The following is a 22,239-nucleotide window of genomic DNA, read 5'->3' as shown; positions in this document are numbered from 1 at the left end:
AGAGTCTGTTTCGAACTAGCCCAAAATACCCGGCAGACGCAGCCCGTGGGCCCGCGCGCAATCCTTCGCGACTTCATACCCTGCATCCGCATGGCGCCAAACGCCCGAGGCCGGGTCATTCCAAAGAACCCGCTCCAACCGCCGCGCGGCATCTTCGGTGCCATCGGCACAGATCACAACACCCGCATGTTGGCTAAAGCCCATCCCGACGCCACCACCGTGATGCAGAGACACCCATGTCGCCCCGCTCGCCGTATTGATCAGCGCATTCAGCAACGGCCAGTCGCTGACCGCATCCGAGCCATCCAGCATCGCCTCAGTCTCGCGGTTGGGGCTGGCCACAGACCCCGAGTCCAAATGGTCGCGTCCGATCACCACCGGCGCCTTTAGCTCGCCATTGGCGACCATCTCATTGAACGCCAGCCCAGCGCGGTGCCGGTCACCCAATCCAATCCAGCAGATACGCGCAGGTAGACCCTGAAACGCGATCCGCTCTTGCGCCATGTCGATCCAGCGATGCAGGTGCTCATTCTCGGGGAACAGTTCCTTCATCTTGGCATCGGTTTTGTAGATGTCCTCGGGGTCGCCCGACAGAGCACACCAGCGGAACGGGCCGATGCCTTTGCAAAACAGCGGGCGGATATAGGCGGGTACAAAGCCGGGGAAGGCAAAGGCATTCTCAAGCCCTTCATCCTGCGCGACCTGCCGGATGTTATTGCCGTAATCCAGCGTCGGAACGTCCGCGTTCCAGAAATCCACCATCGCCGCGACATGCTGCTTCATCGAAGCGCGAGCGGCTTTTTCCACCGATTTAGGGTCTGTTTCACGCTTCTCGCGCCATTCGCCCATGGTCCAACCCAATGGCAGATAGCCGTTGATCGGATCATGCGCGCTGGTTTGGTCGGTGACGATATCGGGACGCATCCCGCCCGCCTGCATCCGGGCGTAGATCTCGGGGAAAACCTCTGCCGCATTGCCCAGCAGACCAACCGACTTCGCCTCGCCCGCCTTGGTCCAGCGGTCAATCATCTCCAGCGCTTCGTCCAGCGTTTCGGCCTTTTCGTCGAGGTATTTGGTCCGTAGGCGGAAATCGATGCTGTCCGGGTTACACTCAACAGCCAGACATGAGGCGCCTGCGAACACGGCCGCCAGCGGTTGCGCGCCGCCCATTCCACCCAGGCCTCCGGTCAGAATCCACTTGCCTGTCAGGTCACCGTCGTAGTGCTGACGCCCTGCCTCGGCAAAGGTCTCATAGGTGCCCTGAACGATACCCTGCGTACCGATGTAAATCCACGAGCCAGCGGTCATCTGGCCGTACATCATCAGGCCCTTCTTATCGAGCTCGTTGAAGTGATCCCAAGTCGCCCAATGGGGCACGAGGTTGGAATTGGCAATCAGCACCCGCGGCGCATCCTTATGCGTGCGGACGATCGCCACGGGCTTGCCGGATTGGACGATCAGAGTCTCATCCTCTTCCAAATCCTTCAAACCAGCAACGATAGTGTCGAAATCCTTCCACGTGCGCGCGGCACGACCGATACCGCCATAGACCACCAGCTCATGCGGGTTTTCGGCCACATCCGGGTGCAGGTTGTTCATCAGCATCCGCAGCGGCGCTTCGGTCATCCAGCTTTTGGTGTTCAACTCGGGGCCGGTCGGTGGATAGATGTCGCGGGTGTTTTTGCGCGGATCGCTCATTTCTGGGCTCCTTGTCTGGTCAATGCGCCCGAGAGGGCAAGATCGTTGAGGCGTGTCAGCATGGTTTTCAAATGGGGGCGCAGTTTCGCAGCGCGGTCCTCGCGCCATGTCCACGGGGGTGTCTCGTCCATGTAAGCCCGCTGCGCGATCTCCATCTGGATGGCGTGTATGCCATCAGAAGGGCGACCATAGTGGCGGGTGGTCCATCCCCCGCGAAACCGGCCATTCAGGACCGAAGTGAACCCTTGGGCCTTGCTCGCCACGTCGTGCACGGCTTGCTCAATGGCCGTGTCACACGTCAGCCCATCATTGGTTCCAGTGTTGAACACCGGCAATTCACCTTCGAACAGAAACGGGATCAGCGACCGGATCGAGTGGCAATCAAACAGGATCGCCACGCCGTGCCGATCCCGCACGCGGTTCAGTTCATCCTTCAGGGCAGCGTGATAAGGCGCGTGGTATTTACGCCGTCGATCTTCGACCTCATCCTCGGACGGTGATTGCCCGTCATTCCAGATCTGCTGCCCGTCGAAATCGGTCAGAGGCACAAGTGTGGTGGTATTCTGGCCCGGATATAGCGAGGCGCCGAACGGATCACGATTTGCGTCGATGACGTAGCGATGAACATGCGACTGCACGACCGTGGCATCGCCCAATATCCCGTTATAGAGCCTGTTTATGTGCCAATCCGTATCGGCCAATAAGCGCCCGTTGTCATTCAGACGGACCGCTATTTCGTCTGGCACATAAGTTCCGCCATGAGGCTGCCCCAGCACAATGGGACCGTCCCCGCGCTGAACGCTGAACACCTGCATCAGAACAGCCCCGGCATCTGGGCACCCACTGCCCCAAGGATGTCACCCTCAGCCACCAAGCACTTGGACGTTTCCAGATCGGGGGCCAAATAGCGGTCTTCGTTCAGTGTTGGGATCTCTGCCCGTACCCTATCCATGACTCGTTGCAATGGTCCGCTGGTTGCCAGCGGTGCGCGGAACTCCACCCCCTGAGCGGCGCAAAGCAACTCAACACCAAGAATGTAGTTCAGGTTTTCGACCATCCGCGTCAGACGCCGCGCACCATGTGCAGCCATCGACACGTGATCCTCCTGGTTGGCCGAGGTCGGTGTGCTGTCGGTTACACAAGGATTGGCAAGGTGTTTGTTCTCGCTCATCAAGGCGGCGGTCGTGACTTCGGCAATCATCAGACCCGAGTTCAGGCCGGGATCAGGCGTCAGGAACGGCGGCAGATCAAAGCTGAGCGTCGGGTCGACCATCAAGGCAATGCGCCTCTGTGCAATCGCGCCGACCTCGGACACAGCCAGTGCGATCATGTCTGCGGCAAAGCCGACCGGTTCGGCATGAAAGTTTCCACCTGAAACGATGGCACCCGCCTCAGTCAGAACCAGCGGGTTGTCGGTGGCCGCGTTCGCCTCGATCTCAAGCGTGGTGGCCGCTTGGCGCATGACATCCATGGCCGCGCCGGTGACCTGCGGCTGGCATCGGATGCAATATGGGTCCTGAACGCGCGTGTCGCCGTCCCGGTGGCTTTCGCGGATCTCGGAACCGGCCAGTGTGGCACGCATGGCGCTGGCGGCTTCGGTCTGGCCGCGGTGCCCACGCAGGGTATGGATTTCGGGCTGCAAGGGCGCGGTCGACCCCATGATCGCATCCGTCGACAGGGCCGAGATGACAAGCGCGCTTTGCGCGGCACGCCAGGCTTCGAACAAACCAGCCAGCGCAAAAGCAGTCGAGAATTGCGTGCCGTTGATAAAGGCGAGTCCTTCCTTTGGACCGAGTTGAGCAGGCTCTAATCCAACTGATTTTAGCGCTTCTTCGCCTGACAGGATGGTTCCGTCAACCTCGGCTTCACCTTCACCGATGACTACGGCTGTCATATGCGCCAGGGGCGCAAGATCGCCCGAGGCCCCGACCGACCCCTGCGCGGGAATAACCGGGGTCACGCCCTTGGCCAGCATCTGCTGCAACAGGTCGATCAGCTCCCAACGCACGCCCGATGCTCCGCGTCCGAAAGACAACAGCTTTAGCGTCATCATCAACCGTGTGACACGCCGAGGCACGGCAGAACCAACGCCGCAGCAATGGCTAAGGATCAGGTTGCGCTGAAGGGTCGAAGTATCCTTGGCCGCGATCTTGTGGCTGGCCAGCTTTCCGAACCCGGTGTTAACGCCATAAACCGGGTCTTCCCCGGCCGCAGCTTCGAGAATGCGATTGGCTGCAGCCTCCACCTTGGGTTTGCACCCGTCATCCAGCGATACCGCGGGCTGCGACCAATACACTTCGGACAGATCCGACAGCGTGACCTGACCGGGCACAAGCGACAGGGTCTTCATTACAAACCTCCGAAAATGCGGGTGTGCAGCGGGTTGAAGCCGATCCGATAGGACAGCTCGGCTGGGTGCGTGATGTCCCATACCGTCAGGTCCGCGCGCTTGCCTTCAGTTATTGTGCCAGTGTCCATCAGGCCCAAGGCTTGCGCCGCATTGCGGGTCACGCCAGCCAATGCCTCTTCCGGCGTCAGGCGGAACAGGGTGCAAGCCATATTCATGGTCAGCAGAAGCGACGTCAGAGGGGACGAGCCGGGGTTACAATCCGTCGCCAGCGCAATCGGCACCCCATACTGGCGCAGCAGTTCAACCGGCGGCACCTGTGTTTCGTGCAGCGTATAGAACGCCCCCGGCAGCAGCACACCCACGGTTCCGGCCTGTGCCATGGCGGCCACGCCCGCTTCGTCCAGATATTCGATATGATCTGCCGACAACGCCCCGTACGAAGCCGCCAAGGCTGCCCCTCCGAGGTTCGACAGCTGCTCTGCATGCAACTTAACCGGAAGATTCAATTCTTTCGCCACATCGAAGACCTTGGCGATCTGAGACGGATCAAAGGCGATCCCCTCGCAAAAGCCATCAACGGCATCCACCAGCCCCTCTTCATGCGCCAAACGCAGAGTCGGGATGCAGACATCGCGAATGTAGGTATCAGCGCGCGCCTGAAACTCAGGCGGCACCGCATGGGCTCCTAGGAAACTTGTTTTCACTCGCACCGGGCGCACCTCGCCGATCCGGCGCGCGACACGCAGCATCTTGAGCTCTGTGTCGGTGTCCAGACCATAGCCCGACTTCACCTCGATGCACGACACGCCCTCGGTCAGCAGGGCGTCCACTCGCGTCAGGGCATCCTCTAACAGGGTCTCTTCGCTGGCCGAACGGGTCGCTGTGACCGTCGACAGAATCCCACCACCTGCGCGCGCGATCTCTTCGTACGAGGCACCATTCAGGCGCATTTCGAACTCGACCGCCCGGTTGCCACCAAAGACGACATGGGTGTGTGCGTCGATTAGCGCCGGCGTTATCAGACGGTCGCCATAGTCCACGGTCGGCCAGTCAGAATAGTCAGCAGGCAGTGCATTCCGAGGCCCGATCCAGGCAATTTTCTCACCATCAACAACAAGTGCTGCGTCCTGAACCATCCCATAAGGCTCGGCGCCATCGTCCATGGTCGCCACCCGCGTGCTCAAAAGGACAGATTTTTTGACCATATCGATTCTTTTGGGCTCCCTTTGTTGTTAGATTTTTCGTATACGTATAAAAGTTTAAAGTCTACACAAAATGGAAATGCGATGACCATCCATGCGAAAACGGCTTTATTAGGCTCTGATTGGGTCAGTAACTTGCGGGTAGAAATCGCGCACGGTCAGATCCAAAGCCTGGAATCACAAGTGTCCGCGCGATCCGGAGACACACAGGTTGATGTCTTGCTGCCAGCCTTGGGAAACCTGCACAGCCACGCCTTTCAGCGCGCTATGGCCGGTATGACCGAAGTGCGCGCCGCTGGGCGCGAGAGCTTTTGGACCTGGCGCACCCTGATGTACCGGTTCCTGGACAGATTGACGCCGGATCACGTAGAGGCCATTGCCGCTTTGGTCTATCTGGAAATGCAAGAGGCCGGATATGCCTCGGTCGGTGAGTTTCACTATGTCCATCACCAGCCGGGCGGCGGACGCTACGACCACATGTCGGAACTGAGCCAGCGCATATTTGCCGCAGCCAGCCAAACTGGAATCGGGCTGACGCACCTTCCGGTTCTCTACACCTACGGCGGTGTCGAACAACAACCCTTGGCGGGCGGTCAGCTACGCTTTGGCAATTCTGTGGATCAGTTTCTGAACCTGGTCGAGGAATGCCGTTTGGCCCCACCGCATGCGGATTCTGTGATCGGTATCGCCCCGCATTCTCTGCGGGCAACATCGCCTTCGGATTTGCGCAAAGTTCTGAATGCCACTCCTGATGGTCCCGTCCACATCCACATCGCCGAACAGCTGAAGGAAGTGGCCGATGTAGAGGCCGCGCTTGGACAGCGGCCGGTCGAGTGGCTGCTGGACCATGTCGACGTCGATGACCGGTGGTGCCTTATCCACGCAACTCATATGACCGATGTCGAAACACGCGCCGTTGCGCGTTCGGGCGCCGTTGCCGGGTTGTGCCCGATTACCGAGGCGAATTTGGGCGACGGTATTTTCAATGGGGCTTTTTACGTCGAAGAAAGTGGTCGATTTGGCGTGGGATCAGATTCTAACGTGAGGATTTCTCTGCCTGAGGAGCTGCGGACGCTGGAGTATTCCCAACGCCTGCGGGACCATGCGCGGACGGTTTTGGTCAAAGATGAAGGCTCAGTCGGCCAGGCGTTGTATACAGGTGCCGCAAAAGGGGGCGCGCAGGCACTGGGACGAAATGCCGGGGAAATCGCAGTCGGCAAGCTGGCCGACCTTGTGGCGATCGACCGATCTCATCCCACGATCTGCGCGCTGACCGACGAACAGGTGCTGGACGGGCTGTGCTTTGCTGCACCGGATGGGCTGGTGACGGATCTTTGGTCAGCGGGGCGCCACATGGTGCAACAAGGTCGACACATCGAACGGGATCGGATCATTCCCGCGTACCGGTCGGCGATTGCCGATCTTTTGGCAGACGTCTAAACGCACCTATTCAGGTAACCAGAGGCACCATGACCCAATCGAACGAAACCACCAGCTACAGGGACATCAAAGAAACCGTGCTGGCGCGCATTCGGTCGGGTGAGTGGCAGCCGGATTCGCTGCTGCCCAACGAGCAGGACCTGGCCGTCGAATTCTCGTGCACCAGAACGACCGTGAACCGCGCAATGCGAGAGCTGGCGGACGAAGGGTTTCTGGAGCGTCGCCGCAAAGCCGGTACACGGGTTCTAAGCGCGCCGCAAAGGCAGGCCCGTTTCACGATACCGAAGGTGCGGGACGAGGTTGAGGCGTTGGGCGGAATCTATCGCTATGCGCTGGTCTCGTCTGTTGCCGAGCGAGCGCCCGAATGGCTGTGCGCAAGACTTGCGCTGAAACCGGACCAAAACGTGATGCATGTTCGCTGCATGCACTTTAACGGCAATACTCCGTTTCAATACGAAGACCGATGGATCGTCATTGACTCGGTTCCACAGGTGGTGAATGCGGACTTCGCCTCAATAGGCCCGAATGAGTGGCTAATACAGACCGTTCCCTTCACCAATGTCGAGCTGAGTTTCCTGGCCAGTCGCGCCGATGAATCGGTGGCCGCTTTCCTGGATCTGCCCATCGGCGACCCGGTGTTCACGGGCGAGCGGATCACATGGCTTGAGGGCCAGCCTGTCACCTTTGCAAAGATGTACTTCGCCGCAGGGTACCGAATGACCACTCAGTTCTAAACCTGACTACGATTTCCGCTTTACCGTGCTTCTAATCCACGCCAGATTCGGGGCAATCTGGTCCTGCGAGAAGGAAGTATGGGATGGGTAACCCGCTCTACGATCGGTTGTTTGGTATCCATGCGGGCAAGGATACGCCGTTTCTTCACCTGCCTGACGGCCAAACCATCACCCATTCAGCTTTTTTGGACATGGCGTCGCGGATCGCTAACGCGTTGAACGGGTACGAGCTTGAGCCCGGAGACCGAGTTGCTGTTCAGGTGGAAAAATCACCAGAAGCGCTGGCGCTCTACGCGGCTTGCGCGCAAACCGGATTGATCTTTTTGCCGTTGAACACGGCCTACACATCGGGCGAGCTTAGCTATTTCATCGAAAACAGTGGGGCTGCGCTGGTGGTCTGCGACAACGCCAAGCAAGCGGAGCTGACGCCCATCGCCGAGGCGCAAAACGCAAGGTTAGAGACGCTCAACGCCGATGGCTCGGGAAGCTTGATGCGGCGGGCTTTGGGCATGATTCCTGCCTTCGAACCAGTCAAGCGGACCGAAGGTGACCTTGCCGCATTCCTCTACACCTCTGGCACGACCGGGCGCTCCAAAGGTGCGATGCTGACGCAAGCCAACCTGCTGTCCAATGCCGAGGCGCTGGTGGACGAATGGCGGTTTACGCTGGATGATGTGCTGCTGCACGCCTTGCCGATCTTTCATACCCACGGGCTGTTTGTAGCGACGAACATTATTCTGGCCTCGGGCGGGTCGATGATCTTTCTGCCGAAGTTTGATCTGGATGACATCCTGCGCCTGATGCCCAACGCGACCTCGATGATGGGCGTGCCGACCTTCTATACCCGGTTGCTGGCGGATGATCGGTTCACCGGTGATCTGGCCCGGCACATGCGGTTGTTCATCTCGGGTTCGGCCCCCCTGCTGGCCGAGACACATGAACGGTTCGAGGGCCGAACCGGACACCGCATCCTTGAACGCTATGGTATGACGGAAACCAATATGAACACCTCGAACCCTTATGACGGTGAACGTCGCGCGGGAACTGTCGGGTTTCCGCTGCCGGGTGTCGAACTGAAGGTGACCAACCCTGAAACCGGCGAGGCGTTGCCACTGGGCGAGATTGGCATGATCGAAGTACGCGGACTAAACGTCTTCGAAGGTTATTGGCAAATGCCCGAAAAAACCGCTGCGGAATTGCGCGACGACGGGTTCTTTATCACCGGTGATCTCGGGCGCGTGGATGCGGATGGTTACGTACACATTGTGGGTCGCGGCAAGGACCTGATCATTTCGGGCGGGTTCAACATCTACCCCAAGGAGGTTGAGCTGGTTCTGGACGACCAACCCGGTGTCCTGGAAAGCGCCGTGATTGGCGTACCACACCCCGATTTCGGCGAAACCGTTCTGGGTATTCTGGTTGCAGAACCGGGCCGAGCGCCTGACCTTGATGCCATTATGGCCAGCGTTCAGAACCAACTGGCGCGGTTCAAACACCCCAGCCAACTGATCGTGCTGAATGAGCTGCCCCGAAACACCATGGGGAAAGTGCAAAAGAACGCCTTGCGCGAGCTTTACAAAGATAGGTTTACCGCGGATTAGGCTCTAATCGGACCCGGCTGGCGTCCGTCAGCAACCAGCACTGACGCCCTTCGAACACGGCTGTGGCCAGTGGTCGACCATAACCTGCCCCTGCGTCCAGATTGACACGATTGCCGCAATGCTCCGCCGTATCCACGGGTGTGTGCCCATGCACGATCAGCCAAGGGTACGGGCTGGATTCGATTAAGAACTCTTGTCGTATCCAAACCAGATCATCCTCGGATTGCTGCGCCAAGGGGATACCGGGTCGAATGCCAGCGTGAACGAACAAAAGCTCACCCTCTTGATGATAGGCCGGCAGAGCATTGATAAAGTCCAAATGTTCCGGCGGCACAGCGGCGCAAGCCCGTTCGTGAACCTGAAAGATCCGGTCATTGTCCGTGACCTCGACACCGTAGGATGCCAGCGTCTCTCGGCCCCCAAGCCGGGGATTCAGCCAGTTCAGAGTGATCGGCAACTGCTTATCTGCGATCTCGCAATCCTGCACGAAACGGACCATCATCCGGTCGTGGTTGCCTTTGACCATGACCCAGTTCCGCCCCGCCTTGCGCCCTTCGATCAGCAGATCCAGAACCTCGCGGCTGTTCGGGCCACGATCCACATAGTCCCCAAGAAAGACTACACGCGCATCCGGCCCGCCATCCGCCTCGATCCGGGATAGCGCGTTTTGCAGCATGCCCATTTGCCCATGGATATCGCCGACTGCGTAAATTGGGATGCTCAAAACGTTACCTCTTGGAATATGTCAGTCACTTTGTGCAACAACTCGGTTGCAGAAAAAAGACAATGCCCGCACATTTTTTGCACGGGCATCGCCAAGGTCACAATTTTCGGACAGAATCTTATGCTACGTCAAATTCCAGCGGTTTGATCTGAGTGAATAGACCCGTTTCCGCCAGTTTCGCCCGCGCTTCAGCCGGAACAGGTTCGTCCACATACAGCAAAGCAATCGCTTCTCCGCCCGCTTCGGCACGGCCCAGCGTAAAGTTAGCGATGTTCACGTCGTTCTCGCCCATGGTCTGACCCAGCGCGCCGATGATGCCCGGAACGTCTTCGTTGGTGGTATAGAGCATATGGGCACCGACCTCGGCGTCGATATTGATGCCTTTGATCTGGATAAAACGCGGTTTGCCATCGCTGAAAACCGTACCCCCGATCGAGCGTTCGCGCTTATCGGTTACCACAGTCACCTTGATGTAGCCGTCAAAGACACCGGTCTTGTCCTGATTGGTGGTCGATAGCTGAATCCCGCGCTCTTTCGCTACAACCGGGGCCGACACCATGTTCACTTCCGGGTTGAATTTTTTCATGATCCCGGCAACCACGGCGCAGTTCAGGGCAGCCAGGTTCATCTCAGCCGCGACACCGTCATACAGGATGTTGATTGCCTTAACCGGTTCATCGGTCATCTGACCAATGAAACTACCCAGGTGACCGGCCAGCTTGATCCATGGACCCATGACCTTGGCTTCTTCGGCAGTGACGCTGGGCATGTTCAGCGCGTTTTCCACCGCGCCAGTCAGCAGATAGTTCGAGATTTGTTCAGCCACCTGCAGGGCAACATTTTCCTGCGCTTCGGTCGTTGCAGCACCAAGGTGCGGCGTGCACACGACGTTCGGCAAGTTGAACAGCGGGTTGTCCTTTGCCGGTTCTTCTTTGAACACATCAAACGCTGCCCCTGCGACATGGCCGGATTGCAGCATCTCGGCCAGCGCCTCTTCGTCGACCAGACCACCACGGGCGCAGTTGACGATGCGTACGCCGGGCTTGGTCTTGGCCAGGTTTTCACGGCTCAGGATATTGCGCGTCTGGTCGGTCAGCGGCACGTGCAGTGTGATGAAATCGGCGCGGGCCAGCAACTCGTCCAACTCGACCTTTTCGACGCCCATCTTGGCGGCTTTCTCTTCGCCAAGAAAGGGATCGTAGGCGACGACCTTCATTTTCAGGCCCAGCGCACGTTCACAAACAATACCGCCAATGTTGCCCGCGCCAATGACGCCGAGGGTCTTATTGGTCAGCTCGATGCCCATGAATTTGGATTTTTCCCATTTGCCTGCATGGGTCGACGTGCTGGCCTCGGGGATTTGACGCGCGACGGCGAACATCATCGCAATTGCGTGTTCGGCGGTGGTGATCATGTTGCCAAACGGCGTGTTCATGACGATCACACCTTTTTTTGACGCGGCATCCTTGTCGACATTGTCGGTGCCAATACCAGCGCGACCGATCACTTTTAGATTGTCGGCTTTTTCCAGCAAGGTCGGCGTAACCTTGGTGGCCGAACGGATGGCGAGACCATCATACTGGCCAATCAGCTCGGCCAGCTTGTCCTTGTCCTTGCCCAGATCGGGCATGAAATCCACGTCGATGCCGCGGTCGCGGAATATCTGCACGGCGGTTTCGCTGAGTTTGTCGGATACGAGTACTTTGGGGGCCATGTTTGTGGTCCTTGAATGTCATGAAAAATCCGGGCCTGAGACGGCCCGGTAAAAAGGGTCAGGCAGCTTCTGTCTGTGCCGCGATCTCGGCCTCAAAGGCCCATGCCAGCCAGGGCAACATCGCCTCGATATCCGAGGTTTCAACCGTGCCACCGCACCAAATGCGCAGGCCTGCGGGTGCGTCTCGGTAGGCGCCGATATCCAATGCGATATTCTCGGCCTCAAGCCGCTTGGCCACAGCTTTGGCGAATGTCGCACCGTCCTGAATGCGTGTGTCGGTGAACTTTAGGCAGACCGAAGTGTTCGACTGTGTCGCCGCATCCTCTGCCAGATTGGCGATCCAGTCGTTTTGGTCGCAGAACGCGTGAACCGCACCGGCATTGGCATTCGCACGGGCGATCAGGCCCTGCAGGCCACCAACCGAGCGCGCCCAGTCCAATGCGAACAAGTAATCTTCGACCGCCAGCATCGAGGGCGTGTTGATCGTTGCACCGGTAAAGATACCGTCGATCAGCTTACCGCCCTTGGTCAGGCGGAAAATCTTGGGCAGGGGCCATGCGGGGGTGTAGCTTTCCAGCCGCTCCACTGCACGGGGGCTCAGGATCAACATCCCGTGCGCCGCTTCACCGCCCAGCACTTTCTGCCAGCTAAACGTGGTCACATCCAGTTTGTCCCAGGGCAGGTCCATCGCAAACGCAGCCGAGGTTGCGTCACAGATCGTCAGACCCTGACGCTCATCCGCGATCCAGTTGCCATTGGGAACCCGGACGCCCGAGGTGGTGCCGTTCCACGTAAAGACAACGTCATTGGCAAAATCAACCGAGGCCAGATCAACGAGCTGACCGTAATCCGCGGTCTTCACCTCGGCGTCGATCTTCAGCTGCTTAACTACGTCGGTCACCCAGCCGGAACCAAAGCTTTCCCAGGCCAGCATTTCGACCTTGCGTTCGCCCAGCAGCGACCACAGGGCCATCTCAACCGCGCCGGTGTCCGAGGCGGGAACGATGCCGATTTTGTAATCTGCGGGAATGCCCAGCACCTCACGCGTACCTTCGATCGCGGCCTTCAGCTTGTCCTTGCCGACCGCAGCACGGTGCGACCGGCCCAGCGCGGCATCGGCCAGTTTGGTCAGATCAAATGTGGGGGGTTTGGCGCAGGGGCCCGAGGAAAAACGCGGATTTGCCGGCCGCGTCGCCGGTTGTTCAATGCTCATGTGTATTACCCTTACAGATACACGCCCCTCGTTGGGGAGGGGTGTCCCACAGACAGAGCTATTGCCTCGAACGACGCCCAGCAAGCGGAAAAGACGCATCGGGTGCCAAAAACGACACCCGATTATGTGCGTATCTGGAACGCGGGTTTCCTATCGGCATCATGACGAGAAGCGCACAGTCTCTCCGGTTGCCAATGCCTGTTGCGCCGCCAAACCGATGCGCACGGCCCAAAGACCATCGTTCAGGGTGACGTCAGGTTGTGCCTTTTCGCCCCGCAGAACCGCCAGAAACCCCTGATGTTGGTAGAAAGTCGAACCATTGTGGTCCCCGGCGGCCAACAGGCGCGAATCGACGGGGATCTCTTTGGTGACCGGACCTTTTGGGGCACGTGGGCTGACAATGATCTGCGGGACCGGCGGCGTGCCAAGATGTTCCGGCCAGAACCGCCCCGGCCCTGGCACCAACGCTTCGATCTTGGCGTCTGGCCCAACGGCCGAGATTTCCTCTTGATACCGTGATCCTTCGGCAAACATGCACAGCTCTAGCATCGCACGCGCGCCCGAGGCGAAATCCACGATGACATAGCCATGGTCAAGGATATCGGGCGTTTCGCCCTCATAGTCCTCATCCAGATGATTGACCGCCTGCCCACCACTTGCAGTGACGCGAACCGGATCGGATTGCAGGATCAAACGCATCAGGTCGAAGAAATGGCAGCACTTCTCGACAAATGTTCCGCCGGTATTCCGGTTGAACCGGTTCCAATTACCGACCTTTTCCAGAAACGGAAACCGATGCTCGCGGATCGACAGCATCTTAACGCCGCCCGTGGCCTCAACCTCGGCAATCAGCGCGGCAATGGGCGGCATATAGCGGTATTCCATCGCCACCCAGATCGGATGGGGATAGTCATGCTGTAAAGCCTCGAGGCGCGCCGCATCCACCGGATCTGTGAAAAGAGGTTTCTCTACCAACAATGGCAACGGGCGTGTCCGGGCAATCTCTTCGATCTGATCCACATGCAGGTGATTGGGGCTGACGATGACAACGCAGTCCAGATCCTCGACCGCAAGCAAGTCCTCAACCGACGACACCATTACCGCATCAGGCGCAATCGCTTGTGCGGCCTGTGCCATCTGGGCGTCGGGTTCGAAAATCGCTGAAACGCGCGTGTCGTCCAGCAGGGCAATATTGTGCAGATGTTCCTGCCCCATCATACCGCATCCGATCAGCCCGTAGTGAATGGTCCGGGTCATGCGCAGTTCCTCTTATTTCAGTCGTTGGACATAGGTGGCCCGATCGGGGTCGAACCATGTTTTTGAAAACTCGACGGGTTCAGATCGCTCAGACCAACTGAACCGTTCGATGTATCCGACTAGATCTCCGGCCGGCTTGGTGAAATCAGGAGGCGTCCAGTCCGGCAGTGCTCCTAGCGAAACCCTGTCTTCAGCCCGCGTAATCCAGAACCCAAGCTGATGCTGATAGTACCTATACAGCGAGTCGGACAGCAGGTGCTGATCGATCCGACCGACGGACTCATCCAGCCAGATTTCTTCAACCGCGATAATTGTGTCATTCAGATACCGCATTCGACGCACCCGCGAGCCCATCTCCGAGGACCCAAATCGCGGCAGATCCACAGGCTTTTTCAGGTGGTCAACCGAGAGGATGTCTGCGCGCGGCAACCCACCCCCCTCGGGCAGCTCCAGGCGGAACATCGCATAGACGCTGTTCTGCGTTCCGGTCTCGCGAACGTAATTCCCTGATCCCTGAATGCGTTCGAGCATCCCTTTTTTATCAAGCTCAGCCAGCGATTTTCGCAAGGTCCCGACCGATACTTTCAGTTCCGCCGCCAGATCTCTTTCCGGCGGCAAACGCTCACCATCGATCAGGCGACCGGCGGCAATGTCGCGGATCAGAAGCTCGGCAATCTGAACATAGACCGGCAGGGCGTTCGGGTTTCGGTTGGCAGAAGACATCTTTTGGCGCTTCACTCGGTCGCAGGAAAAATTGATACACCATTGATCTACATCAATGTGATTGCTACGCAAGAGGAAAGTCACAGCTTTGCGGAGAACGAATCAGATGACCATCGTCCCCATCACCTCACCCGATCTGGATGCGGCCGAGGTTTCATGGTTCGCGGCGCTGTGTTCGGACGATTACCAGTTTCTTGGAATGCCCGATGGTGACCTGCGATCCAGCTGGGATCACTGTTCAGGCATCGTGAAAGAGGCCGAGGCGCAAGGGTTTAGAAATATCCTCTGCCCGTCGTCCTATCAGGTGGGGCAAGACACGCTTAGCTTTGTGGCAGGCTGCGCGCCGATCACCGACAAGATCAACATGCTGGCCGCTGTGCGCTGCGGCGAGATGCAACCGATTATGCTGGCTCGCACCATCGCAACCCTGGATCACATGCTAAAGGGGCGGTTGACGGTCAACATTATCTCATCCGATTTTCCCGGAGAGAAAGCCGACAGCGCCTATCGCTATCAACGCTCGCGCGAAGTGGTCGAGATTCTAAAACAAGCGTGGACGCAGGATGAGATCAACCATGCCGGTGAGGTCTACAACTTTTCGGGCCTGACGACCGACCCGGCGAAACCCTATCAAACCGGCGGGCCGCTGCTGTATTTCGGGGGCTATTCCCCGTCCGCCTTGGATTTGTGCGGTGAACATTGCGACGTCTATCTGATGTGGCCGGAAACCAAGGATCAACTGGCCGAACGGATGAAGGCCGTGCATGCGGTTGCGGAAAACTATAACCGCACACTGGATTACGGCCTGCGCGTGCACATGATCGTCCGCGACACCGAAGCCGAGGCGCAGGAGTACGCCGATTACATCGTCTCAAAACTGGATGATGAATACGGCCGGGCAATTCGTGAACGCGCACTGGATGCAACGTCGCTGGGCGTGGCGCATCAGGCCAAAAATCGCGATCTGGCGGATGAATACGGCTATGTCGAACCCGGCCTGTGGACCGGTGTAGGTCGTGCACGTTCCGGGTGCGGCGCGGCACTGGTCGGGTCGACCGATCAGGTTATGTCCAAGATCGAAGAATATCAGAAGATGGGCATCCGCGCCTTCATCTTCTCGGGCTATCCTCACATGGACGAGGCCCGCCATTTTGGCAGCCGTGTTATGCCTAACCTGAAAACCTGTTCCCTTCCCGAAGCCTACGGAAGGGTCCCTGCAAATACCCCGGCCACGCCGCTGGGCAACGGAGTTCGCCGCTGATGCAACGTGTAAAACTATCTGACTCGCTGGACATGAGCCGCCTTGTCTATGGCATGTGGCGACTGGGCGACGACACGGATACATCGGCAGGCCATGTCGAGGCCAAGATTGAGGCCTGTCTGGATCAGGGCATCACGACTTTTGATCAGGCCGATATCTATGGCGGATATGCCGCCGAGGCCGTTCTGGGCAACGCCCTGCGCGCAAATCCGGGCCTGCGTCAACGGATGGAGATCGTCACCAAATGTGACATCGTCGCGCCAATGGGCCGGTATGCGGACGCGAAGGCGAAATACTACGACACCTCACGCGCGCATATCCTGAAATCGGTTGAGACATCGCTGTCCGAAATGGCGATTGACCATATCGACCTTCTGTTGATCCACCGTCCCGATCCGTTCATGGATCATCACGAAACCGGTGCCACGCTGGATGAGGTTGTCGCCAGCGGCAAGGTCGGCGCCGTTGGCGTGTCCAATTTCCGCCCGTGGGACTGGAAACTGCTGCAATCGGCGATGAAAACCCAATTGGTGACCAACCAGATCGAGATTTCGCTGGGCGAGATCAAGCCCTTTACCAATGGTGATCTGGCCTTTCATCAGCAGCATGGTAAGCCGGTGATGGCCTGGTCGCCGCTGGGTGGTGGGTTGCTGATGGCCGGGAACCCTCCGGTCGGGGTTGTTGCGGATGAGATCGGGGAAAAATTTGGTGTGGATCGCGCCGCTGTCGCCGTGGCGTTCCTGTTGGCGCACCCCGTTGGCATCCTGCCGGTTCTGGGCACCAACAATCTGGACCGGATCAAACGCATTTCCGACGCACTGAAAGTCAATCTGGATCGCGAAAGCTGGTTCCGTCTGTACGAGGCGGCACTGGGGCATGAGGTACCATGATGAACGCAATCTCAAAGGACATGACCCACACATTCGTTCCCCACAGGGAAGACACCCGAACCCTGCGCGACGCTTTTGGTCGTTTTGCCACCGGTGTCACCGTTGTTACGTGTGACAGCACAGACGGGCCGGTCTGCATCACGGCCAACAGTTTCTCGTCCCTGTCTCTCGACCCACCACTTGTCATGTGGGCGGGCGACCGCAACTCTCGCCGGTTCCGTTACTTCCAAGAAGCACGGCATTTCAGTGTTCACGTCCTTTCAGCGGAACAGGCCGAGCTTTGCTTTGGATGTTCGAAAGATGCGTTTGCGCTTCTGGATATCGACCACGACCGATGTGAAAACGGAACCCCGCTGCTGCCTGATTGCTTGGCCCGTTTCGAGTGTGAACGGCACGCGTATCACGATGCCGGCGACCACGTTATCGTTATTGGAAAGGTTTTGCGTGCCAGCATGGCAGAGGGAGACGCACTGACATTCTACGCCGGAAAGCTCGGCCAATTCGCGCATCAATAACCGCGGGATAACTGTCGCGGGAATTCTCGCGGCTGAAAAGGGAGGATCCGCATGGGCGGATTGACGTCGGTGCTTGCGCCGATCGCGTTTGCAAATGAAACCGTGCTGCGATTGGGCCGCGCGGTTGGTGTCGTTGCGATCGCGCTGATGGTAATCGCAATCCTGATACAGGTGTTCTTCAGATACGTTTTGGGCAACGCGCTGCCCTGGCCGGATGAGGCCGCTCGGTTCTGCATGTTATGGATGACGGGCCTGATGGCCCCCACGGCATTTCGGCGCGGCGGGTTCGTCGCCATCGACATGGTGCCCCTGATGCTGCCGCGTGGGATCGGGCAGACCCTGAACATCCTGCTTCTTTTGGTTTCGCTGGCTGTGCTGCTGGTCGCGGTCAAAATCGGCTGGTCCGAGGTCACCGGGTTTGGCGGCAAGTTTGCCACCGCTGCACTGTATTTGCCAACTTCCTTTGGGTTTGACGAGTGGTATCGCATCCCGCGCAGCTGGATGATGGCCTCGCTACTGGTGGGGGTCGTCCTGCTGATCTCAGTCAATATCGAGCTGATCCTGCGCGCCGTCGTAACCCTGTTGGGCGGTGGACATCTGCTGCCGGATATTGCCGATGCACCTGTGGGGGCCGAATAAATGCTGATATGGTTCCTACCCACATTTCTGGTGTTTCTGCTGATCGGTCTGCCGGTCTTTTTCGCATTGCTGGCCGCGCCCGGCATTCTGCTGTGGCTGAACGGTCAGACAGCCGACATCACGCTGCTGTATCGCAATGTCTATAACGGCATGGACAGCTTTCCTCTGATGGCCATCCCCTTCTTCATGCTGGCCGGAGAGCTGATGAACCGCGGTGGCATCACAATTCGTCTGGTTGAATTCAGCCAAGCCCTGATGGGTCATTTCCGCGGCGGTCTGGCGCATGTGAATGTCCTGAGTTCGATCCTGTTTGCCGGGCTGTCAGGCTCAGCCGTGGCCGACACCTCGGCCTTGGGTTCGATGCTGATCCCAGCGATGGAAAAACAGGGCTACACGCGGAAGTTCGCTGCTGCGATCACGGCGGCCAGTTCGGTGATTGGGCCGATCATCCCACCCTCAGGCATCATGATCATCTACGCCTATGTCATGGGCGAAAGCGTGGCCGCGCTGTTTCTTGCCGGCATCGTGCCCGGCGTGATGGTCGGCGTCGGCTTGATGCTGATGATCAAGGTGATGGCCGACAAATACGACTTCCCCGTCGCCAGCCGGAAATACACCTGGGGCGAACGCCGACAGGCCAGTCTCAAGGCGTTCTTCCCCCTGCTGACACCTGTCATCATTCTGGGCGGTATTCTGGGCGGTATCTTCACCCCAACCGAGGCCGCGGCGGTCGCCGTCGGCTATGCGTTCCTCATCGGCTTTTTTGTCCTGCGCACGCTGACGCTGAAAGAGGTGCCTGAAATTCTCAGCAATGCGGGTCTGACCTCGGCCGTCGTTTTGTTGCTGGTCGGCGCGGCGATGGCCTTCAAAACCGTTGTCAGTCTCAGCCATGCGCCCGAACAACTGGCCGAGTTGATCCTCAGCCTGTCAGAAAACCCGCTGATCCTGCTGTTCCTGATTAACCTGCTGCTGTTTGTCGTCGGCATGTTCCTGGACGCAGGCCCCGCGATCATCATCCTTGGTCCGATCCTGGCTCCGATCTTCACTAGCCTGGGTGTCGATCCGATCCACTTTGCCATCATCATGAGCGTCAACCTGACCGTTGGTCTGGCCACGCCGCCAATGGGGTTGGTCCTGTTTGTAGCCGCCGCCGTGTCCCGCGAAAAGGTCGAGACAATCGCCAAGGCGATCCTGCCGTTTCTGGCCGTCGAAATCATAGTGATCTTCCTGATCACTTATGTCCCCGCACTATCCATGACGATCCCGCGCATAACGGGATTTGCAAACTGACTGAGTATCACAGGGAGGAAACGCATGCTCGGAAGATTTATCAAGACAGCAGCCTTAGCGACATCGCTGGTTGCCGCATCGGCCATCGCGGCCACGGCAGCAGACTACACGCTGCGCGCCACAGCAAACTCAAATGAAAACGATGAGGACTATGACGGTCTAATCGTTTTCAAGAACTACGTCGAAGCGGCCTCAAACGGCGCGATCGAGGTCGAGCTGTTCATCGGAACGCAACTTTGTTCGAACGGGGCGGAATGTCTGCAGGGTGTAGCTGATGGCACCATCGACATCTACATCTCTACCTCAGGCGGCGCATCGGGGATCTTCCCGTATGTGCAGGTTCTCGACCTGCCCTACTTGATGGCCGATGATCGCGTGGCCGAGCGTGTTCTGTCCGGTGACTTCACCCGCACGATGCGCGAGATGGCGCTGGAGGATTCCGGTGGTGCGATCCGCCTGATGACCATCGGCAATACCGGTGGCTGGCGGAACTTCGCGAACACGCAGCGCAGAATTGCCGAACCCGCCGATATGGAAGGCCTGAAAATTCGTACAGTGGTCGCCGACCTGCCTCAGGAACTGGTCAAGGCTCTGGGCGCGTCGCCTACCCCGATCCCGTGGCCGGAACTGTTCACCAGTTTCCAGACTGGCGTTGTTGAAGGCTCAAAAAACGGCATCACCGACATCATGGGCATGAAGTTTCCGGATGCCGGTCTGCAATACGTCACGCTGGACGGCCACGCCTACATGGGTGCACTGTGGTGGATGAATAACGCCAAGTTCCAGGAGATGCCCGAGGAACTCCGCCGTGTTGTGGTCGATGGTTTCTATGCCCTGCAGCAAGCGACCTTTGCATCGCCCAAGCGCAAGTCGATCCAAGCCTATGAAGATTTCGTCGCAGGTGGTGGTGATCTGTACGTTCCAACTCCCGAACAGAAAGCCGCGTTCAAAGACGCAGCAACACCGGTTTACGAGTGGTTCCAGTCCAACGTGGCCCGTGGTGACCAAATCTTTGCCGCGCTGACCGAGGCCGTGTCCATCGCAGAAGGTGAGATCAACGCATCCCGCGATGCGGACCTGAACTAAGCAACACTGGGTCGGGCTTTTGGCCCGGCCCTTTCACCGAAACGGGTACATCCACCCTTTGTAGTCGTTGACCAGAACATGCGCTTTTTCGATCTGCTCCGGCGACATTTTCTTGACCACTTCCTCAAGGCTGATCGCCGCATCGGGATCGCCGCCAATAGCGCTGAGCGTGTACCACATATACGCGCGCACCAGATCGGGCGCAGGCATGCCCAGACCCAACTCATAGTACCAGCCAACGCCGGACTGCGCCCCCGGATGCCCTTTCATCGAGGCCCGCAGGTACCATTCAAACGCCCTTTCATAGTCTTGCTCGACGCCCAGCCCAAGGCCGTACATCACGCCGATCAGTTCCTCTGCCTCGGCATTGCCCGATCGGGCGGCTGGCCAAAGCTCCTCGCGCGCGGCCTCGAACGCGCCGGCCTCCATCATATCACGGGCCTGCTCCAGTTCGGCCAGCGCCGGGGTCGCAAGACAGCAAAGGGCAAATACAAACTGGCGCATGGGGCTGCTTTCCTTTTCGTCGGTGCGGCGGCGGCGCAGGATTTACCGCGCCCGCTGACGGATGATGACTTCATCGCCTTTGATATGGAACAGGCCACCATCGGTCATCAACTGTTTTACGATCCGATCCTGTCCGGCAATCAGAACATCACCTGCGCCCATTGCCATCACCCGGATTTCGGCACGTCCGACGGGTTATCACTGGGAATTGGCGAGGGAGGTCAGGGGCTCGGCCCAGACCGAACCCCAGGAACCGGAGCGGAAAAAATCCGCAAACGTATTCCGCGCAATTCTCCGGGTCTATGGAACCTTGGGGCAAAAGACATTCATACGGTTTTCCATGATGGCCGCCTCAGCATTTCAGACCTGTATGGCAACGGCTTCAATTCACCTGCGCAGGAATGGTTGCCTGACGGTCTGAATTCGCTGCTGGCCGCGCAAGCGCTGTTCCCACTGACCTCGCAATTCGAAATGGCCGGGAATGTCGCCGAAAACCAGGTCACGGGCGCGGTCCATGATCGCATCGACAAGGGCTGGCCGATCCTGGCCAAACGCGTCCGCACCGATCCGCGCTATGGCCAGGCAATGGTCGCCGCGTTTGACGAGATCGAAACGACCGAAGACATCTCGATCACACAAATCGCCAACGCGCTGGCGGCGTTCATGGCCACCGAATGGCGCAGCACCGACAGCCCATTTGATCGGTATCTGGCCGGGGACACAAATGCCCTGTCGCCGTCCCAACTGATCGGAATGAACCTTTTCTACGGAAAGGCGCAATGCTCTGACTGCCATTCCGGTCCGCTGATGTCCGATCAGAAATTCCACGCTCTGGCCCTGCCCCCATTTGGTCCCGGCCGTACCCGGCAGTGGGATCCCTATGTTCGCGACGTGGGCCGGATGGGCGAAAGTGACCGGCTTGAGGATGCCTATCGCTTCCGTACTCCGATGCTGCGCAACGTGGCCTTGACCGCACCCTACGGCCATAACGGCGCCTTTCCTGACCTTGAAAGCATGATCCGCCATCACCTGGACCCTGTGGCCAGTTTCGCAAACTGGGCACCCGAAATGGCGCAATTACCCAGTGTACCATGGCTGCAAAAGGCAGATTTTGTTGTTTGGCAGGACCAGTTTGAGATGCGGCGTGTGCACAGTAAGATCGACATCGCTCCGGTGAAACTATCACAAACGGAAATCAGCAGCCTTGTCTCGTTTCTGCACTCCCTGACCGGGGCCAGCGTGGACACGCCACCCTTTGGCGTACCCGCTGACTTCGCACCCTAAGAAAAACCCCCGCTGAGGCGGGGGTTTGTTTCGCGTTTTACTCTGCGGCTTCTTCGTAAGCGTCCATTGGGGGGCATGTGCAGATTAGGTTTCTGTCGCCGTAAGCGTTGTCGA

General features: G+C 58.5%; 20 protein-coding genes. 10 read left to right on the top strand and 10 right to left on the bottom strand.

The window, feature by feature from the left end:
• Positions 1-15: 15 nt before the first annotated feature.
• Genes hutU through hutI form a run of 4 tightly spaced genes read right to left on the bottom strand, consistent with a single transcriptional unit; the run spans position 16 to position 5,253 of the window.
• Positions 16-1,698: a urocanate hydratase gene (gene hutU / locus AC2FIS_RS14450; protein ID WP_496774046.1), complete on the bottom strand. Its 1,683-nt coding sequence runs from the start codon at positions 1,696-1,698 to the stop codon at positions 16-18.
• Positions 1,695-2,513: an N-formylglutamate deformylase gene (gene hutG, locus AC2FIS_RS14445; RefSeq protein ID WP_496774044.1), complete on the bottom strand. Its 819-nt coding sequence runs from the start codon at positions 2,511-2,513 to the stop codon at positions 1,695-1,697. The genes hutU and hutG overlap by 4 nt, the downstream gene beginning before the upstream one ends.
• Positions 2,513-4,048 (bottom strand): histidine ammonia-lyase, encoded by a 1,536-nt coding sequence (gene hutH / locus AC2FIS_RS14440; RefSeq protein WP_496774043.1) that lies wholly within the window; start codon positions 4,046-4,048, stop codon positions 2,513-2,515. The genes hutG and hutH overlap by 1 nt, the downstream gene beginning before the upstream one ends.
• Positions 4,048-5,253: an imidazolonepropionase gene (gene hutI / locus AC2FIS_RS14435; protein ID WP_496774042.1), complete on the bottom strand. Its 1,206-nt coding sequence runs from the start codon at positions 5,251-5,253 to the stop codon at positions 4,048-4,050. The genes hutH and hutI overlap by 1 nt, the downstream gene beginning before the upstream one ends.
• Before the next feature lie 81 nt (positions 5,254-5,334).
• Between hutI and AC2FIS_RS14430 the strand changes: the two genes are divergently transcribed.
• The 3 genes from AC2FIS_RS14430 to AC2FIS_RS14420 all read left to right on the top strand — a co-directional run bounded on the left by AC2FIS_RS14430 (position 5,335) and on the right by AC2FIS_RS14420 (position 9,025).
• A complete protein-coding gene (locus AC2FIS_RS14430; protein WP_496774041.1) occupies positions 5,335-6,690 on the top strand; it encodes a formimidoylglutamate deiminase in 1,356 nt (451 codons plus the stop codon).
• Between the two features lie 29 nt (positions 6,691-6,719).
• The gene (hutC, locus tag AC2FIS_RS14425) at positions 6,720-7,424 is read left to right on the top strand and encodes a histidine utilization transcriptional repressor HutC (protein WP_496774040.1); all 705 of its coding nucleotides are present in this window, start codon (positions 6,720-6,722) and stop codon (positions 7,422-7,424) included.
• Between the two features lie 83 nt (positions 7,425-7,507).
• Positions 7,508-9,025 carry a malonate--CoA ligase gene (locus tag AC2FIS_RS14420; RefSeq protein WP_496774039.1) on the top strand — a complete coding sequence of 506 codons (1,518 nt, stop codon included), beginning with the start codon at positions 7,508-7,510 and terminating at the stop codon, positions 9,023-9,025.
• Here AC2FIS_RS14420 and AC2FIS_RS14415 read toward each other — a convergent pair.
• From AC2FIS_RS14415 to AC2FIS_RS14395, 5 genes are all read right to left on the bottom strand, one after another.
• Positions 9,012-9,749, bottom strand: coding sequence for a metallophosphoesterase family protein (locus AC2FIS_RS14415; RefSeq protein ID WP_496774038.1), 738 nt, complete (start codon positions 9,747-9,749; stop codon positions 9,012-9,014). The genes AC2FIS_RS14420 and AC2FIS_RS14415 overlap by 14 nt on opposite strands.
• A gap of 118 nt (positions 9,750-9,867) precedes the next feature.
• A complete protein-coding gene (gene serA, locus AC2FIS_RS14410; RefSeq protein ID WP_058272633.1) occupies positions 9,868-11,463 on the bottom strand; it encodes a phosphoglycerate dehydrogenase in 1,596 nt (531 codons plus the stop codon).
• Positions 11,464-11,521: 58 nt separating this feature from the next.
• Complete coding sequence (locus AC2FIS_RS14405) at positions 11,522-12,676, bottom strand: phosphoserine transaminase (protein WP_496774037.1); 1,155 nt, start codon at positions 12,674-12,676, stop codon at positions 11,522-11,524.
• Between the two features lie 159 nt (positions 12,677-12,835).
• On the bottom strand, positions 12,836-13,933 hold the full coding sequence (locus tag AC2FIS_RS14400) for a Gfo/Idh/MocA family protein (RefSeq protein WP_282152908.1): 1,098 nt from the start codon (positions 13,931-13,933) through the stop codon (positions 12,836-12,838).
• 12 nt (positions 13,934-13,945) lie between these two features.
• Entirely contained in the window at positions 13,946-14,656 is a 711-nt protein-coding gene (locus tag AC2FIS_RS14395; RefSeq protein WP_282152907.1) for a GntR family transcriptional regulator, read from the bottom strand.
• Positions 14,657-14,762: 106 nt separating this feature from the next.
• Here AC2FIS_RS14395 and AC2FIS_RS14390 point away from each other — a divergent pair, with 106 nt between their 5' ends.
• The 6 genes from AC2FIS_RS14390 to AC2FIS_RS14365 are packed head-to-tail and all read left to right on the top strand — an operon-like array spanning position 14,763 to position 20,337.
• Positions 14,763-15,917, top strand: a complete 1,155-nt coding sequence (locus AC2FIS_RS14390) for an LLM class flavin-dependent oxidoreductase (RefSeq protein ID WP_496774035.1) — start codon at positions 14,763-14,765, stop codon at positions 15,915-15,917.
• Positions 15,917-16,807 carry an aldo/keto reductase gene (locus AC2FIS_RS14385; protein ID WP_496774034.1) on the top strand — a complete coding sequence of 297 codons (891 nt, stop codon included), beginning with the start codon at positions 15,917-15,919 and terminating at the stop codon, positions 16,805-16,807. The genes AC2FIS_RS14390 and AC2FIS_RS14385 overlap by 1 nt, the downstream gene beginning before the upstream one ends.
• Positions 16,804-17,322, top strand: a complete 519-nt coding sequence (locus AC2FIS_RS14380) for a flavin reductase family protein (RefSeq protein ID WP_496774033.1) — start codon at positions 16,804-16,806, stop codon at positions 17,320-17,322. The genes AC2FIS_RS14385 and AC2FIS_RS14380 overlap by 4 nt, the downstream gene beginning before the upstream one ends.
• Positions 17,323-17,373: 51 nt before the next feature.
• Positions 17,374-17,961 (top strand): TRAP transporter small permease, encoded by a 588-nt coding sequence (locus tag AC2FIS_RS14375; RefSeq protein WP_496774032.1) that lies wholly within the window; start codon positions 17,374-17,376, stop codon positions 17,959-17,961.
• The gene (locus AC2FIS_RS14370) at positions 17,962-19,251 is read left to right on the top strand and encodes a TRAP transporter large permease (RefSeq protein ID WP_496706483.1); all 1,290 of its coding nucleotides are present in this window, start codon (positions 17,962-17,964) and stop codon (positions 19,249-19,251) included.
• 24 nt (positions 19,252-19,275) lie between these two features.
• Positions 19,276-20,337, top strand: coding sequence for a TRAP transporter substrate-binding protein (locus AC2FIS_RS14365; RefSeq protein WP_108861052.1), 1,062 nt, complete (start codon positions 19,276-19,278; stop codon positions 20,335-20,337).
• Positions 20,338-20,370: 33 nt separating this feature from the next.
• Here AC2FIS_RS14365 and AC2FIS_RS14360 read toward each other — a convergent pair whose 3' ends face one another.
• On the bottom strand, positions 20,371-20,841 hold the full coding sequence (locus AC2FIS_RS14360; protein ID WP_496774031.1) for a tetratricopeptide repeat protein: 471 nt from the start codon (positions 20,839-20,841) through the stop codon (positions 20,371-20,373).
• Positions 20,842-20,925: 84 nt separating this feature from the next.
• On the opposite strand from AC2FIS_RS14360, the gene AC2FIS_RS14355 reads away from it, so the two are divergent.
• Positions 20,926-22,125: a cytochrome-c peroxidase gene (locus AC2FIS_RS14355; RefSeq protein WP_496774030.1), complete on the top strand. Its 1,200-nt coding sequence runs from the start codon at positions 20,926-20,928 to the stop codon at positions 22,123-22,125.
• The last annotated feature ends 114 nt before the right edge of the window (positions 22,126-22,239 follow it).

The organism is Ruegeria sp. CDSB113 (assembly GCF_059611045.1).
Note: the sequence above shows the minus strand (reverse complement) of the source record. Positions and strands in the feature narration are given on the sequence as shown.

What these genes read in the sequence shown, in the direction of transcription:
- hutU (WP_496774046.1), bottom strand. Translation starts at nt 1,698, where the DNA reads ATGAGCGATCCGCGCAAAAACACCCGCGACATCTATCCACCGACCGGC.
- hutG (WP_496774044.1), bottom strand. Translation starts at nt 2,513, where the DNA reads ATGCAGGTGTTCAGCGTTCAGCGCGGGGACGGTCCCATTGTGCTGGGG.
- hutH (WP_496774043.1), bottom strand. Translation starts at nt 4,048, where the DNA reads ATGAAGACCCTGTCGCTTGTGCCCGGTCAGGTCACGCTGTCGGATCTG.
- hutI (WP_496774042.1), bottom strand. Translation starts at nt 5,253, where the DNA reads ATGGTCAAAAAATCTGTCCTTTTGAGCACGCGGGTGGCGACCATGGAC.
- AC2FIS_RS14430 (WP_496774041.1), top strand. Translation starts at nt 5,335, where the DNA reads ATGACCATCCATGCGAAAACGGCTTTATTAGGCTCTGATTGGGTCAGT.
- hutC (WP_496774040.1), top strand. Translation starts at nt 6,720, where the DNA reads ATGACCCAATCGAACGAAACCACCAGCTACAGGGACATCAAAGAAACC.
- AC2FIS_RS14420 (WP_496774039.1), top strand. Translation starts at nt 7,508, where the DNA reads ATGGGTAACCCGCTCTACGATCGGTTGTTTGGTATCCATGCGGGCAAG.
- serA (WP_058272633.1), bottom strand. Translation starts at nt 11,463, where the DNA reads ATGGCCCCCAAAGTACTCGTATCCGACAAACTCAGCGAAACCGCCGTG.
- AC2FIS_RS14405 (WP_496774037.1), bottom strand. Translation starts at nt 12,676, where the DNA reads ATGAGCATTGAACAACCGGCGACGCGGCCGGCAAATCCGCGTTTTTCC.
- AC2FIS_RS14400 (WP_282152908.1), bottom strand. Translation starts at nt 13,933, where the DNA reads ATGACCCGGACCATTCACTACGGGCTGATCGGATGCGGTATGATGGGG.
- AC2FIS_RS14395 (WP_282152907.1), bottom strand. Translation starts at nt 14,656, where the DNA reads ATGTCTTCTGCCAACCGAAACCCGAACGCCCTGCCGGTCTATGTTCAG.
- AC2FIS_RS14390 (WP_496774035.1), top strand. Translation starts at nt 14,763, where the DNA reads ATGACCATCGTCCCCATCACCTCACCCGATCTGGATGCGGCCGAGGTT.
- AC2FIS_RS14385 (WP_496774034.1), top strand. Translation starts at nt 15,917, where the DNA reads ATGCAACGTGTAAAACTATCTGACTCGCTGGACATGAGCCGCCTTGTC.
- AC2FIS_RS14380 (WP_496774033.1), top strand. Translation starts at nt 16,804, where the DNA reads ATGATGAACGCAATCTCAAAGGACATGACCCACACATTCGTTCCCCAC.
- AC2FIS_RS14375 (WP_496774032.1), top strand. Translation starts at nt 17,374, where the DNA reads ATGGGCGGATTGACGTCGGTGCTTGCGCCGATCGCGTTTGCAAATGAA.
- AC2FIS_RS14370 (WP_496706483.1), top strand. Translation starts at nt 17,962, where the DNA reads ATGCTGATATGGTTCCTACCCACATTTCTGGTGTTTCTGCTGATCGGT.
- AC2FIS_RS14365 (WP_108861052.1), top strand. Translation starts at nt 19,276, where the DNA reads ATGCTCGGAAGATTTATCAAGACAGCAGCCTTAGCGACATCGCTGGTT.
- AC2FIS_RS14360 (WP_496774031.1), bottom strand. Translation starts at nt 20,841, where the DNA reads ATGCGCCAGTTTGTATTTGCCCTTTGCTGTCTTGCGACCCCGGCGCTG.
- AC2FIS_RS14355 (WP_496774030.1), top strand. Translation starts at nt 20,926, where the DNA reads ATGGAACAGGCCACCATCGGTCATCAACTGTTTTACGATCCGATCCTG.